Below are 16,471 nucleotides of genomic sequence, written 5' to 3' on the forward strand. Positions count from 1 at the left end.
TCTGTCTACTTGACAGGGACATATCCATTTCTGAGATAGCCTCTTCTTTTTTACTTATTCAACTTCTTGCTACCTAACTTCATGTGGAACTTAGTATCTTTTGGAATACTTGGGTCTACACCTCTTAATGCAGGTATTTCTCCACATATTAGTTGTATAGGTACTATGAAATTAAAAGTTTGATAGTAAGGATTATCTGTAATATCTATTTTTAAGTTTTTATCGTTTTCTATAACATCTCTCCCTATAGCAAATACATTTTCTGTCCAACCAGAAAGTACATCAATCATCTTATTTACTCTAGGCTCTTTTCCTGTATCCAGTATAAATATAGTAGAGTCACTGTTTATAGCATTATATATACCATGTATGAACTCTTCAAATTCATATCCAGTTACAGGTATTCTCATTGTTTCTAATAATTTTAATGCTGATTCTAATGTATCTCCATATATATCAGAATGACCTATTATTCTTATTTCTTTAGAATTAACTAACTTTTCTTTGTTTCTTTCAATCCATTGTTTAGACAACTTGTACACTGCTTCAAATCTATCAATTGCATCTAATATCTTATTTATTTCCTCACTATACTTTTTACTAGATATTAAACCTTTTTCTCTAGCTATTTGAAGACCTAATAGCATCAAGTTTAATTTTGTACAATAGTATCCTTTTGTTTTAGCTCCAGATTTTTCTTCACCACAATTTACTGTTAATATATAGTCAGAAATCTCATCTATTAGAGCATTTTTACAACCTGCCATAGATGCTATTTTACAACCTTTGTCTTCAGCTAACTTCATAGCATTGTATGTAGAATAACTACTCCCACCTTGAGATATACCTACTACTAGAGTATTTTCATTATCAAACTTAAATGTATCTTCAGTTATCATAAATGGATACATCTTCACAACATCTATGTCTAATAAATTTTGTAAATATGGTTGTACTTGCACTCCTGAGTGATAGCTAGTACCTGAACCTGTTATTATAATCTTTTTTATGTTTTCTTTCTTAACTTCATTAAATAATCTATCTGCATTAGATATAATTTCTCTCATTTTAACGGGTGTTTCTAGCATATAATCTTGTATCGTCATTTTGTACACCTTCCTTATCTATATATTAATAAATTATAATTTAACTTCTATAACAGACCTATAGCATGTAAAGCAATTCCTACTACTATAATGCCTATGGTCAATTTTGTTACACTTACCTTCCTCCTTAACATGTAATATATTACAAATGCAAAAGTTAAAGGTAACATATTAGGTATTATTTTATCTAATATATCTTGTAAAACTACTTCTGCACCATTTAAGTTAAATTTAAGAGGAGTAGTTATACTTAACATAGTAGCAACCATTCCTCCTACAACAAATAAACCAACAGTTGTAGCCATAGACATTATTTTCTCCATAAGCCCTTCTCTTTGTATTCTTTCAAGAGAATTTACTCCGACTTGATACCCATATTTAATTCCAAATATTCTAAGAGCAAATGCTGGTATATTGTATAATATCAAGAATAATAGTGGTCCAAATATATTACCTTCTTTTGCAAGTGATACTCCTACTCCAGCTGCTATAATCCTAAATGTCCCCCAAAATAGTGAATCACCAATTCCTGCAAGAGGTCCCATAAGAGCTGTTTTAACAGCACTAATTGAACTTTCATCAAATTCTGGATTATTAGCATTTTCCTCTTCCATAGCTGCGGTTATACCTAATATGGTAGGAACTGCCACTGGCGTTGTATTAAAAAGCTCCAAATGTCTTTCTATTGCTTTTGCTTGATTTTCTTTCTTATTGTATAACTTCTTTATTGCAGGTAACATTGAATAGCAGTAACCTAAGTTTTGCATTCTTTCGTAATTAAATGCACCTTGAAGAGCAAATGAACGCCAAAACATACTTCTTAATTCTTTTTTTGTTAGTTTATTCAAAGTCAATCTCTCCTTCCGTTAAAGTATTAATTGCTAATTGAGGATTTTGATTATTTTCTTTGTTATTGATATAAAAGTTTAACACGACTGCTACACATACTCCAAATAGAGCTATAGCAGTTATATCTAACCCACCATAAGATGCTAACAGAAATCCTATAAAGAAAAATACTGACATCTTTTTTGAAAGTAACATATCCATAAGTAATGCAAATCCTACTGCTGGTAACAATGTTCCTGCAACGCCTAATCCATCTAATATAACTTTAGGTATTGCATTTATTAATACTGTAACTTTATCAGCACCAATCATAATTGCTAAAAATGTTGGAATTGATGTACTTAAAAAGAATAATACTACTGGTAACCACATCATTATGGTAACCTTCTTAAAATCAGCCTGTTTAGCATAAAAAACTGCCTTTTGAGAAAAGTATGAATTTACTATTCTAACTAATACTCCAAGAGATTGTGCTAAGACTGCTACTGGCACTGCTACTGCTAGAGCAACTTCTGCACCATTTCCTGATAATATAGCAAAAGCTGTACCTAATACACCACCAGTTACTACATCTGGAGGAGTAGCTGCTCCTATACCTGCAATTCCCATCCAAATTAATTCAAGCTGTGCACCAATCATAATCCCTGATTTTATATCTCCTAAAACTAATCCTACTAACATACCTGTAACTATTGGTCTATCAAGCATAGATTGACCAAATATACGTCCATCTAATATACCAAAGCCTGCTACAATAGCTAACATAATAGCTTGTACTAACATAGTAAACCTCCATCTTAACTTAATTTAATTTCTATTAAACTACATTACATTTTTGATTTTATTTAGATTTTCTAATAATTCATTTACATAAACAATTCCATTTTTTGCTTCCTCCAAACCTGACTTAACTAGTAATTTTGTATCTTCCTCGACTAATAAAAGAATAGATAAAAGCATTGGTAGATTTACTCCTGTCAATAACTCAAATTTTAGCCCTTGTAAAAGTAAATTTGTACATATATTTGCTACACTTCCACCAAACACATCTGTTAAAACAACAAATTCTTCACTATATTTGTTATTTGATAATATACTTCTAATTTCTTTCTCAGCATCATCTGTTGACTTATCCTTTGTCATACAAAAATACTCAACATTATTTAATGAACCAATTATTAATTTACTTGTGTCAACAAGTTCTCTAGACAATTCTCCATGTGTTGCAATTAAAAATTTTTTCATTTTCTTTCTCCTTAAATTATTTTATTAAATCTTGTAGTCGTTTCTTTTTATCTCTAGGTAACATTCTGAATTCTATATCAATCCCTAAATCAATTATTTCTTTAAAGTTATTTATATCACTATCATCAACAGCAACTAAATCTGTAAGTTTCTTCTTTCCTTCTTCATATCTTAATCCCCCTACATTTATTTCTTTTAAAACGCCTCCTGAGTTTTTAGCTACAATTAAAGCATCTTTGGTATTTTTTACTAATACTAATACATTACTTTTCTTTGAAGAAGCAAATTTTTCTACTATTTCTCCAGATTCCTCTACCCCCCTTATATATAAAGTTACATTGCTAGGTTTAGCTAAATTTAATGACATAGCTTTCATTTGGTCATTTTTTACTTCATCATTTGCAACTAGTATTACATTTATACCTAGTGATGTTGCCCATCCATATGCTACCTGACCATGTATTAATCTGTCATCAATTCTCATTAAAGATACCATTTTCCTAAAATCCTCCATCATATATTAAGATTTTTATCCTCTTATTTATCTATAAAAGCAAAAAGTATGCCAAATAGTGGCATACTTTTTTAAATTTCATTTATTTATTTTATAATCTTGTATTTTACTGTGGTAGACCATAGATAATATTATAGATGTATCCTATTTCTGAAATTGGTATTTGCACACTATAACTCTTTTCTAGCACACTAAATGCATTTTTTATTAGTTTAACTTCACTATGATGGTTTCTAATTAGCAAATTCATATCAGTATACTCTTCAATTTCAGCTTTTCTAACTAATCTTTCAATCATGCAACTTAGATGAACATATAAAGCAATCTTTTTATCATTTGAAAACTTTTTTTTTTGAATATTTTCTAAAGTATTAATTCCCTCTTCTATTCTCTCTATTATCTTTCTTGAATCCAAAATAGTCAGACTATCTATTACTCTAATCAATGAAAAATTTTTTACGATAGAGTCATTTATGTTCTTTATTTTTTCATTTTCTACTACTCTACTAAATATTCTAAAGACATCAGCTTCTCCTTTTCCTGATATTATATCCTCTAACAGTATAAAATCCACTCCATCCACATTTGGATTGGCAGTTCCTACTATAGCCAGTACATCATACATTTCAAAAATCGAGTCTTTATCTCCCATAGAAACAAGACTATCATAATCATAAGGTATTATTTTAACATCAACTATTCCAATTAAACTTTCTGAAAGTAGATGTTGTATTTTTATAGCAGTACCTATCCCTGTAAAACAAGATGATATTATAGCATATTCTTTATTTTTTTGAGGATAATACAATTGTATATTGAGTTTAATTTCTTCATCCATAATTTCTGCAATCTCTTCAATGTTTTTACCTTGCATTAATAAATTTCCTATTTCTAGTGCAGAAATAGTGGATATTTGGTCTATAAATAACATTGGACTATTTATCTTACCCTTTAAATCTTCGTATATAAGATTAAGAGAGCCCATATCAAATAATACAATTAAACCATTTTTTATTCTATCCCCCTCTAGGTATCTAGACATTTGATTTGATACATCAGCAATGGTAGCATCTATAGGCATATCAATAGCTGTAAATACATTTTTACCTAGCATACGATTACATACATTCGCCATACTACTGGCAGTAGCATATCCATGTGCTATAATAATCACATTAACTTGATTAAATTTCATTCTTATAATTGTTGCCTTAATAAATATAATCATTATAATTGTATCTACATTATTAAGGTACATATCCAATCGGTTTGTTATTAATGTTGATACTTTATTTACTATAGAGTATTCTTTATAATTTTCTTTTTTTAAATATATTAGTAATTTATTTTCTAAAGCTTTATATTCATCAGACAATTGATAAGACTCATCCTTCAAATAAAGATAAGATGAAAATGCTAATACATTATTCCCATCGTATTTTATATTGTTGTTAACTTCTAAGTTTCTAAATATATCCTGCATTATAGATATTATAAGCTCCATAAGTACATTTTTGTTTTCATCATTATTTGAAAAAACTAAATTGTCCATTAATCTAATCATTAAACTAGAACTCTTTTTATTAAATAATTCTTTTGTTATTTCATTTTTTTCTAGTCTATCAAAGTAATCTAAACATTTTATGAAACTTTGATATATTATATTTCTTTTATTTTCTCCATTTGAGATTTCAAGACTAAATTGTTTAGGAGAAAATACAATGCTTTTGCTTTTACCACTTTGGAATTGAAACATACCTACATTTTCTATATAAATATTTCTAGGAAGGTCTTGAAGAGTGACAAAAATATTTCCATTTCTTCTTTGATTTTTTGCATATGCTCGTCCACATGCATATTTTATTACATTTTTACATTCACCTATATTACCCTTGAATTTTATCTTTAAAATCGTGTTTAATGTAATTTGAGTTATCTCTATAGGCAAACCAAGTATCTTACTTTCCTCATATATAAAATGTTCTACAATCCTTCTTTTTTCAATAATCCCTCTTTCTTCTATATTAGGAACATAAATGTTTATAGGTATTCTTCTCAAAAAAGTTTGTAAAAACTCAGCTAGGTTTTCTGTCGTAGCAAATACTAACCTTACTCTGGCTCTTCTGCTTACTCCATTCTCTCCAATTCTAGAAAATGTACCTGTATCCATAAATGTAAATAACTTTTCCTGACCTTCACTATTTAATCTATGTACCTCATCTAAAAATAAGACACCTCCATCAGACTGTTCTATTAACCCTGCTCTAGATTCATTAGCTCCAGTATAAGCTCCTTTCACATGCCCAAACAGTATACTAGATAATAACTCCAAATTATTATAATATTGAGCACAGTTTAGTACATTGTATGGAGCATTTTTTTCTAATACATTACTACTTACACTATATTTATATATTATCCTGGCTAAAAAAGTTTTTCCTACTCCACTTTCACCTGTTAGCATTATCGTAAGCCCACCATTTGGATAAAGTACAGCAGTTTTTATTTGTTCTATTACCTCTTTTAAGCTATTGTCATGCCCTATAATACTATTAAATACACTCTCTTGCTTTAATAATTTACACTCATTGTTAAGTTCATCTATATTTTCATAAATACTCTTCTTTGTAGGACCTATTACATCATTTATCTTATTTTTAGGTAAAAAGATAACAGGTCTACTATTTATCTTTATAAGGTTATCAGACTTTACTAAGTCATTTAATAATCTACTTGATTGAGTTCTACTTAAATTAAACTTTTTTACTATATCTTCTGTTACTATACCACTCTGTTTTTTAAGTTCATCAAAATTGTTAAATAATACACATTCATTTATAAAACTTAAAATTTCATCCCTCATGTTCAACCTCCAATATAAATATCAATAATACTATAATAATAGTATATCATTTATATATTTATGAAAAAGCTAATTATATCCCTATCTAACTCTCTTTTGTAAGATTGTAAAATCAAACTTTTATAAGCATAAAGTCCAGATTTTTAGCATAATCTCAAAGTTCTTATCTTCTCATATATTTGATATAGAACTGATATAAGAATATATTTATTGTATTTATCATAACCAAAAGTAAAACACTATGGATATTTTTAAAACTCATTAGTGAAGAAAATATTTGTAAATTTTATTATCTTATGAATATTATTTCAAATTTACAAAGGCTATAGGTAAATTTATTTTGCGTAAATCTACTTATAGCCTCACAATGATACTTATAAATTTTTTTCTACAATAGTATATTTCAAATATAGTTAAAAATATATCTATTTAAGTATTAATATTTAAGTAATAAACTCTCACTCAATCATTAAACTCCTTCCATAACAAATTACTCTTCTTTTACTTGTACCCCATACATTTCTTTGTAAATATAAGTAAATACTAAAAAAGTAATATGATAAACCTCATTTATATCTGTTATTTGCTCATATCTTTAGATTTATCTATACAAGCAACAATAGATTTTATAACTGCTGCTCTAAAACCTTCCTCCTCTAAAACCTTAACTGCTTCTATAGTAGTTCCTGCTGGAGAACAAACCATATCTTTTAATTCACCTGGATGTTTTCCAGTTTCAAGAACCATCTTAGCTGACCCCATTACTGCTTGAGATGCAAATTTATAAGCTTGCTGTCTTGGCATACCAGCTAATACTGCTGCATCTGCCATAGCTTCTATAAACATAAATACATATGCAGGAGAAGAGCCACTAATACCTGTAACTGTATCCATTAAATATTCTGATACTATTTCTGCCTCACCAAATGATTCAAACAAATCCTTAATCATATTTAGCTCTTCATCAGTTACATTACTATTTTTACAAAGAGCCGACATTCCTTCACCAACAAGGGCTGGAGTATTTGGCATTACTCTTACTATTTTTTTATCTGAACCTATAAAGCTTTCAAGACTTTCGATAGTTTTACCTGCTGCTATTGATACTATTATTTTATTTGCATCTATTAATCCTTTAAGTGGTGTTAAAGCCTTTTCACATATATTAGGTTTAAGTGCTACTATTACCACATCAGAGTTTGTAACAGCTACTTTTGAATCAGTTGTAGTATTTACTCCAAACTCTTCTTTTACTTTATCTAAAGCAAATTGACTTAAGTCTGACACAGTTATATCTTCTGCCTTTACTAATCCTGATTGTACTATACCACCTATCATTGCACTTCCCATATTTCCTGAACCAATAAATCCTAAAGTTTTCATATCAAATCTCCTTTTTTCTATTAGTTTTTATTTTAAAGTAGCTAAATTGGTTTTATTTTAACTGCTTAAAACTATCTTATTCTCATAAAATATAATCTTATTATGATTATAATAATAATTTATTCCTTATATATGTATGACTTATTAAATATAAATTTAACGATTATTAGATTAAACTTAACGAGCTAACTTCCTATTTAGAAAGTTAGCTCATAATTAGTCTAAAATTTTTGAAATGGTATCTAAGCATCCATACTCTATTATACCAGTTCAGTTTTTATATAGTAAGAAGTTTTGTTTACAAACAATCCTAAAATGTTTGCTCAGTTCTTCCTATTATCTCATCTTGTAATGTTCTACTTAGGTTATTGAAATGGTCACTATATCCTGCAACTCTAACTATCAAGTCTTTGTAATCTTGAGGATTCTTTTGAGCCTCTAACAGTACATTTTTATCAAATACATTAAATTGTATATGATGACCATCCATATTAAAGTATGCTCTTACTAGATTAGCCATATTATCCAATCCTTTTTCTCCTTGAACCACTGATGGTGCAAATCTTTGATTTAATAGTGTTCCTCCAGTTTTTATGTGGTCCATCTTAGCACAAGATTTTATAACTGCTGTAGGTCCATTAGTATCTCCACCTTTTTCAGGTGAAATTCCCTCTGAAACTGGTTTTGCACAAAGTCTACCGTTTGGACTTGCTCCCATAATTTCTCCAAAGTATATATGACAAGTTGTTGGTAGCATATCTACTCTGTATTCTCCACCACAAACAGTTGGTCTACCAGTTACCTCATTGTAATATGCATTGAATATCTCTTGCATTATCTCATCAGCATAATCATCATCATTTCCATATTTAGGAGTCTTATTTGAAACTAAATTAAGTATGGCTTCGTATCCTTCAAAATTAGCATCAAGTGCTTTAAGTAATGTATCCATATCAAATTTTTTCTTATCAAATACATTATATTTTATTGCTGTTAAACTATCTGTTATAGTGCCTATACCAACACCCTGTATATATCTAGTGTTGTATCTTGCCCCACCTCTTTGATAGTCCTTACCTTTTTTTATACAATCATCAACTATTGTAGACATAAGTGGACAAGGCATATGTTTTGCACATATATTTTCTATTACAGCATTTCCCTCTACCTTTATGTCAATCATATAATGTAATTGCTTTTTAAATGCCTCAAATAATTCCTCATAAGATTTAAAGCTTCTAGGGTCTCCAGTTTCAATACCTATTTGCTTTTTACTAATTGGGTCATATCCATTATTTAATGTTAATTCAAGTATTTTTGGAATATTCATATATCCAGTTAAAACATATGCTTCTTTACCAAAACATCCAGTTTCAACACAGCCACTAGTTCCACCAAGTCTAGCATCTTCTATAGTCTTTCCAGCTTCCATAAGCTCTTGAACTATTGCTTCAGTATTATAAAATGCTGGTTGCCCCCATCCTTTTCTCGATATTTCACAAGCTCTCTTTAAGAATTTTTGAGGAGTCTTTTTACTTATTTGAACGTTTGAACTAGGTTGTATCAATTTCATTTCATCCATAACATCAAGTATTATATAACTAACTTCATTAACACCATCTTGACCATCTGGATTTATTCCACCAGTGTTTATATTTGCAAAGTCTGTATATGTACTACTTTCTTTTAATGTTATACCAACTTTTGGTGGTGCTGGTTGATTGTTAAATTTAACCCATAAACATTCAAGTAATTCTTGTGCTCTATCTCTATCTAGTATTCCATTCTCTACATCTCTTTCATAGAAAGGATTTAGATGCTGGTCAAGTCTTCCTGGAGTAAAAGCATCCCATATATTAAGTTCAGTAGTAACCCCTATATGAACAAACCAGTACATTTGTATAGCTTGATGATAAGTTTCTGGTTTGTGAGCTGGTACAACATCACAAGTTTCAGCAATTAACAATAAATCGTTTTTCTTAGCTTCATCTGTTTCCTCTTTTGCCATTTGTCTTGCTTTTTCAGCATATCTTTTGCCTAATATAACCATTGCATCACAAGCTATTGCCATAGCTTCTAAGTCAGCTTTTTTATTATATGCATCTAAATCATTAAGAAAATCTAATTCTTTTAACCTTGCCTCTATGTCTTCCTTTAAATCTAAAAATCCTTTTTTATATATTGTATCTCCACAAACTGTATGTCCTGGAGCTCTTTGCTCCATAAACTCTGTGAACATACCTGCTTCATATGCTGCTAACCATTCAGGTGTCATAGCATTTATTATCTTATCTCTTGTTTGTCTCTTTTTCCAAAAAGGAATTATTTCTTCTTTATGTATTTTTCTTGCTTCTTCAGATACACTAAAATTTATTATATCTCTATTATGCATTACTTCTAAATCTTCCATTGTATGACAACAAATCTCTGGATATGTTGGTGCTCCATTAGGAGAATCCCCTTTTTCGCCTACTATTAATTCTCCATCATTTATGCTAAGAGTTCTATTTTCAATATAATGCTTAAATGATAAAGCACGAAGCACAGGAATCTCTACACTTCCCTCATATTTTTTATAAGCTTCCGTCATAAGTACTGCTCTTTCAATAGATATGTGTGGTTCTGCATTAATACTTTCTTCTCTTAATTTTTTAGTTCTCTCAAAAGTTCCTCTTGCCATTTTATTACCCTCCAATCTTAGTATTGAAATTACTTGCCTCAAACAGTCTTTTTATTTCCTCTAGCTTTTCTTCAGATGGTCTTTGCAATTCTTCTCCTTCATACTTTTTATAAATTTTATCATACTTATGTTTACCAATATTATGATATGGAAGAAGACTTACTGCTTTTATATTCAAAGGCTTTAAAAACTCTATCATTTTTTTAACCTCTAAATTTTCATCATCTACATTTACTCCTACAATTAATGGTATTCTTATATTTATATTAGCTCCTAATTCACTCAAAAGCTTAACATTTTCAAGTATTAAATCATTTGATTTTCCTGTAAATTTTCTGTGCTTTTCTTCATCAATAAGCTTAATATCATATAAGAATAAATCTGCACATTTAGCAACTCTTTCATAATTTTCTGACTTTGCATAACCACAGGTATCAATTGCTACATGAATTCCCTTTGATTTGCACATGTTTATTACTCCACAAATAAAATCCATGTCTTGAGCCATTACTTCTCCACCTGATAAAGTTACTCCACCACCTGATTCTTCATAAAAAACTCTATCCTTCTCTATCTCTTTAACTAAGTCTCTTACAGAATACTCTTGACCAACAATCTCTCTTGCATTGTTTACACAATAGTCTAAGCAAGTTTCACAAAACTCACACTTATCTTGGTCTAGACATATTTTTGTTTCACCTTTATAAATTGCCTTATGAGGACATATATTTATACATGCTTCACATCTTGAACATCTTTCTTCATTATACAAAACTTGTTTTGTATATGTTTGGCTCTCTGGATTATGACACCAAACACACTCAAGTGGGCATCCTTTAAAAAAAACTGTACTTCTTATCCCTGGTCCATCATGTATGCTACATTTTTGTAAGTTTATAACTAATGGATTCATAATTTTTCACCCCTAAATAATATCCATTCCATTTTTTCATTTCTACGTAATTTATCTTTATAGAGTATACCTATGAAAAGCATTTCTACAATTACATAATACTATATTTGTTATTATTTTGTCTATATATTTTTAGTAATATTAAAAATCTTTATTTTGCTATGATATTTATATTGTTTTTGTAAATTAAATTTAAATATTTATTAAATTTATTTTTATAAGAAAATATAGCAATAATCCGTAAACAATATATTATTTTAGTTAATTTATATGTATATACCATAAAAATTAAATAAAAATAGAGACTATACTTTACCATGTAGTCTCTATCTTTCTAGTCATATTTAGAAATTTACATTTATTGTTACTGCTTTTCCGCCTCTATTTACTGTGATTTTTGTACTAGTACCTTTTGAGAAAGTATATAACTTTTTATTCAAGTCATTCATGCCTGTTATATCTGTATCTCCTACTTTAGTTATAATATCTCCTACTTTTACTCCAGCTTTTTCTGCTGCTGAACCAAATATTACTTCTGCAACATAAACACCTTTCTCAGTACTTAATTTTGTACCTGTCGCTGCTTCATAATTTGATACATCTGTACCTTTTATACCTAAAGTTACTTTTTCATATTTTCCAGTTTTTATTACTTCTTCAACTATGCTTTTAGCTGTATTAATTGGTATTGCAAACCCTAAACCTTCTGCTTGAGAAGCTTTTGCTGTATTTATACCAATTACTTGACCTTTTTGATTTAACAATGGTCCTCCACTATTTCCTGCATTTATACTTGCATCAGTTTGTAATAAACCAGTCATATTAGTTTTTTCTGTTTGTATAGTTCTATCTAATCCACTTATTATCCCTTGAGTAACTGTTTTTTGGAAATCTAATCCAAGAGGATTGCCTATTGCTATTGATATATCTCCAACTTTTACTTTATCACTGTCAGCAAATTCTGCTGGTGTTAATCCAGTTTTATCAACTTTAACTATAGCCAAATCAAGTTGTTGGTCAAACCATACCACTTTACCTGAAGTTGTCGAACCATCATTGAATAGTACATTTACACTTGTAGCTTGACCATCTGATATAACATGAGAATTAGTAAGTATATATCCATTTGAATCTACTATAATTCCAGTTCCTACACCTTGTGTTTCAGTTGGTATTGCAAACATATTATTAGTATCAACGCTAGTTGTCGTAATACCTACAACAGATGGTGTGGCTTTTTCTGCAACTGCCTGATAAATATTTTGGCTCTTACCATCATCATTTACAACTATTGGCGTAGAATTTCCTGTAGTCTTACTTCCTAAATTGTCTTTAACTAAAATTATTGTTAGTAAACTACTAAGTATTGAACTTATTATAGCAACTAATATTACTAAACTTATACCTTTCTTTCTTCTTGACATCTCATACCACTCCCTATCTAATATAATATAAATTATCAAAATATATTTTTCCCAATTTTTCATAAAAAAATGAAACCATCTATTTTGAGTAAACTCCTTTTCGATGATTTCATTATATTATTTTAATCTTAATTAAACCTTAACTATTTAAAATTATTTAAGTCTTTTTTCTAATTCTTCCTTTTCCTTTTCATAACCTGGTTTTCCTAATAAAGCAAACATATTTTTCTTGTAGGCTTCTACTCCTGGTTGGTCAAATGGATTAACTCCTAATAAATATCCACTTATTCCACAAGCTTTTTCAAAGAAATACACTAAATATCCAAAATTATACTCATCTAATTGTGGTATATTTATTACTAAATTAGGTACTTTTCCATCTGTGTGAGCTAGTAGAGTTCCTTCAAAAGCTTTATGATTAACAAAATCTACAGTCTTACCTGCTAGATAATTTAAACCATCTAAATCTACTTCCTCTGAATTTATAGTTATATTTCTCTTACAGTTCTCAACATTGAGTACTGTTTCAAATAAAAGTCTTTTTCCATCTTGTATATATTGCCCCATAGAATGTAAATCTGTTGAAAAATCTACAGAAGCAGGGAATAAACCTTTATTTTCTTTTCCTTCACTTTCCCCATAAAGTTGTTTCCACCACTCACTTACATAGTGTAACTGAGGTTCGTAGTTAACCAATAGTTCTACATCTTTTCCTTTTCTATGTAAAATTGTTCTAGCAACAGCATATCTATAACTATCATTACTTTTTAAATCAGGATTTTGAAATGCTTCTCTAGCATCATTTGCACCTTTCATCATAGCATCAATATCAAGCCCTGCAGCAGCAATAGGAAGTAATCCAACTGCTGTCAATACAGAGAAACGACCACCTACATCATCTGGTATTACAAAAGTCTCATATCCCTCTTCTGTAGCTAACTGTCTAAGTGCACCTTTACTTGAATCTGTTGTTGCGTAAATTCTCTTTCTCGCTTCTTCTTTACCATACTTTTTCTCTAAGTAATCTTTAAATATTCTAAAAGCAAGAGCTGGTTCTGTAGTAGTTCCTGATTTAGATATTACATTTACAGAAATATCCTTTCCTTCAATTATATCTAATAAATCCATAATGTATGTTGAGCTTATATTATGCCCTACAAAATATACTTCTGGAGCTTTTCTTTGTTCTTTTTTAAGTCCATTTCTAAAAGAATGACTTACCATATCTATAGCAGCTCTTGAACCTAAATAAGAGCCTCCTATACCTATTACTAAAAGGACGTCTGAATCAGATTTTATCTTTTCAGCAGATTTTTTTATTCTATCAAACTCTTCCTTATCATAATTTTTAGGAAGGTCTATCCAACCTAGAAAAGTATTTCCTAAGCCTGTTTTGTTATGTAACATCTCATGTGCAACATCTACATATGGTTGCATAACATCTATTTCGTTTTGACAAAAAAACTCCATAGCTTTACTATAATCAAAATTTATTTTTCCCATTTAAATCCCTCTTTTCAGCATATTCGTTTTAAAGAGATTATAACATAAAATATGGGTGTTTTTTTTTAAAATTTGCCACAAAATTATACATATATCATCACTGGCTATTAGGAAATCGATTCTTCTAAATACTATAACTATCTATAAATTTTTAAATTTTAATCAAATAAATTTATAAAAAAAGAAACTCTAAACATATGGTTTAGAATTTCTTTTTATTTATTTTATACTTCAATTTTTATATTATTTTAAATCAACTATTTTTAATCATTTCCTAATCTCTTAGCTATAACTTGTTGCGCTATGTTGACAGCATGGTCAGATATTCTCTCTAGATTACTTATTACATCTAAATAAATAACTCCATTCTCTATACTACATAGATTATTATTCAATCTGTACATATGATTAGCTCTACAAGATTTTTCCATTATATCAACTTGTTCTTCGATTTTTATAACCTTGCAAGCCAAATCTATATTATCACTTCTCATTGATTCTAACGCATAAGTATAGGCTGAAACAACTCTATTGTACATAACATCAAGTTCAGATTGTCCTTCTTCTGAGAAAGAAATATTTGAATCTATTGCAACTTGTGATAATTCAGCTATGTTTTTAGCGTGGTCACCAATTCTTTCTATATCATTGACTGTATTAAACAAGGTATCCACAACTTCTCTTGAATCATCATCTAAAGGTGCTTTTGAAAGTTTAAGTAAGTAATTCAAAATAGCTTTCTGTAAATCATTGATTAATCTCTCTCGTCTATATGTCTTGTCTATTTTTTCAGCTGAATGTTCTACTAAAGCTTCCATAGATGCATTTAGACTTTCCTTAGCCTTCTCACCCATACGAAGTGCTTCTTTTATCGTATTTGCAAGAGCTATAGAAGGAGTTTCTATCATTCTATCGTCTATATATTTGATAGTCTTAGTTTCATCTTCATCTATGTCGCCTACTTTATCAGGAACAAGCTTTATAGCTAGTTTTATGATAAGATTTGTAAATGGCAAAAGTATCAATACAGATATTATATTAAACAGTGTATGTGTATTGGCTATTTGTCTTGCAACATTGCTTGGGTCCCAACTTGTAACCAAACTTACTACTGGTTTATTCAAGAATATCAAGAATATCACCGTTCCTAAAACATTGAAGATTAGATGCATCATGGCTGCTCTTCGTGCATTTTTGTTGGCACCAATACTCGATAACAGTGAAGTTACACATGTACCAATATTTTGACCATAAAGAATTGGTAGTGCTGCTGATAATGGCACTAGACCTTCTGCTGCCAATGCAACCAACATCCCCATAGATGCACTTGAACTTTGTATTATTGCTGTAATCCCAAATCCCAATAATAATCCAAGTAGAGGATATCTACCAAATGTAACAAGTAAGTCAGTAAATCCTTGATAATCTCTTAGTGGTTCTACTGCCATCTTCATAAAATCCATACCTGTAAATAATATACCAAAACCTATAAGTATTTCGGCTATATTTTTTATTCTAGGCTTATTTCCAAATAAATAAAGTATAATACCTACACCTAGTGCCACTGGAGCCATACCAGTTAAGTCAAAAGATACCAATTGGGCTGTAACAGTAGTACCTATATTAGCACCCATTATAACTCCGATTGCCTGTTTTAAAGTCATTATTCCCGCATTTACGAAACCAACAACCATTACAGTAGTAGCACTTGAACTTTGTATTACTGCTGTAACTCCTGTACCTACTAAAACCCCCATAAATAGGTTACTAGTAAGTAATTTTATTATCTTTTTTAGCTTTGTCCCAGCAGATTTTTGAAGACCTTCTCCCATAAGGTTCATACCGTATAAGAACAGACCTAATCCACCCATTAGACTTATTATAATGTTCAAATTATTTCCTCCTTGTGAAGAGATTACTATATCTAAAAATTTTATAACCTATTGTATTTTATCAAATTATAGGAGTTGCAATGTTAAATTCATGTTAAA

At 29.5% G+C, this 16,471-nt stretch carries 12 protein-coding genes; all 12 read right to left on the reverse strand.

The window, feature by feature from the left end; translation table 11 throughout:
• Window positions 1-50 precede the first annotated feature (50 nt).
• Window positions 51-1,106, reverse strand: coding sequence for an SIS domain-containing protein (locus tag JJC02_16110; GenBank protein ID UDN54374.1), 1,056 nt, complete (start codon window positions 1,104-1,106; stop codon window positions 51-53).
• Between the two features lie 47 nt (window positions 1,107-1,153).
• Window positions 1,154-1,954, reverse strand: coding sequence for a PTS system mannose/fructose/sorbose family transporter subunit IID (locus tag JJC02_16115; protein UDN54375.1), 801 nt, complete (start codon window positions 1,952-1,954; stop codon window positions 1,154-1,156).
• Window positions 1,947-2,738, reverse strand: a complete 792-nt coding sequence (locus JJC02_16120) for a PTS sugar transporter subunit IIC (GenBank protein UDN54376.1) — start codon at window positions 2,736-2,738, stop codon at window positions 1,947-1,949. Before JJC02_16120 ends, JJC02_16115 begins: the two co-directional genes overlap by 8 nt.
• A 39-nt stretch (window positions 2,739-2,777) precedes the next feature.
• A complete protein-coding gene (locus JJC02_16125) occupies window positions 2,778-3,200 on the reverse strand; it encodes a PTS mannose transporter subunit IIA (protein UDN54377.1) in 423 nt (140 codons plus the stop codon).
• Between the two features lie 16 nt (window positions 3,201-3,216).
• The gene (locus tag JJC02_16130) at window positions 3,217-3,696 is read right to left on the reverse strand and encodes a PTS sugar transporter subunit IIB (protein ID UDN54378.1); all 480 of its coding nucleotides are present in this window, start codon (window positions 3,694-3,696) and stop codon (window positions 3,217-3,219) included.
• 124 nt (window positions 3,697-3,820) lie between these two features.
• Window positions 3,821-6,577, reverse strand: coding sequence for a sigma 54-interacting transcriptional regulator (locus JJC02_16135; GenBank protein UDN54379.1), 2,757 nt, complete (start codon window positions 6,575-6,577; stop codon window positions 3,821-3,823).
• Window positions 6,578-7,156: 579 nt separating this feature from the next.
• Window positions 7,157-7,960: a pyrroline-5-carboxylate reductase gene (gene proC, locus JJC02_16140; protein ID UDN54380.1), complete on the reverse strand. Its 804-nt coding sequence runs from the start codon at window positions 7,958-7,960 to the stop codon at window positions 7,157-7,159.
• Between the two features lie 310 nt (window positions 7,961-8,270).
• Window positions 8,271-10,640, reverse strand: coding sequence for a glycyl radical protein (locus JJC02_16145; protein UDN54381.1), 2,370 nt, complete (start codon window positions 10,638-10,640; stop codon window positions 8,271-8,273).
• 4 nt (window positions 10,641-10,644) lie between these two features.
• A complete protein-coding gene (locus JJC02_16150) occupies window positions 10,645-11,553 on the reverse strand; it encodes a glycyl-radical enzyme activating protein (protein ID UDN54382.1) in 909 nt (302 codons plus the stop codon).
• A 344-nt stretch (window positions 11,554-11,897) separates the two neighbouring features.
• Entirely contained in the window at window positions 11,898-12,977 is a 1,080-nt protein-coding gene (locus JJC02_16155) for a trypsin-like peptidase domain-containing protein (GenBank protein ID UDN54383.1), read from the reverse strand.
• A 153-nt stretch (window positions 12,978-13,130) separates the two neighbouring features.
• Window positions 13,131-14,480: a glucose-6-phosphate isomerase gene (locus JJC02_16160; protein ID UDN54384.1), complete on the reverse strand. Its 1,350-nt coding sequence runs from the start codon at window positions 14,478-14,480 to the stop codon at window positions 13,131-13,133.
• 263 nt (window positions 14,481-14,743) lie between these two features.
• Window positions 14,744-16,372 (reverse strand): Na/Pi cotransporter family protein, encoded by a 1,629-nt coding sequence (locus JJC02_16165; protein ID UDN54385.1) that lies wholly within the window; start codon window positions 16,370-16,372, stop codon window positions 14,744-14,746.
• Window positions 16,373-16,471 lie beyond the last annotated feature (99 nt).

Source organism: Clostridioides sp. ES-S-0054-01 (genome assembly GCA_021561035.1).
Classification (GTDB): domain Bacteria; phylum Bacillota; class Clostridia; order Peptostreptococcales; family Peptostreptococcaceae; genus Clostridioides.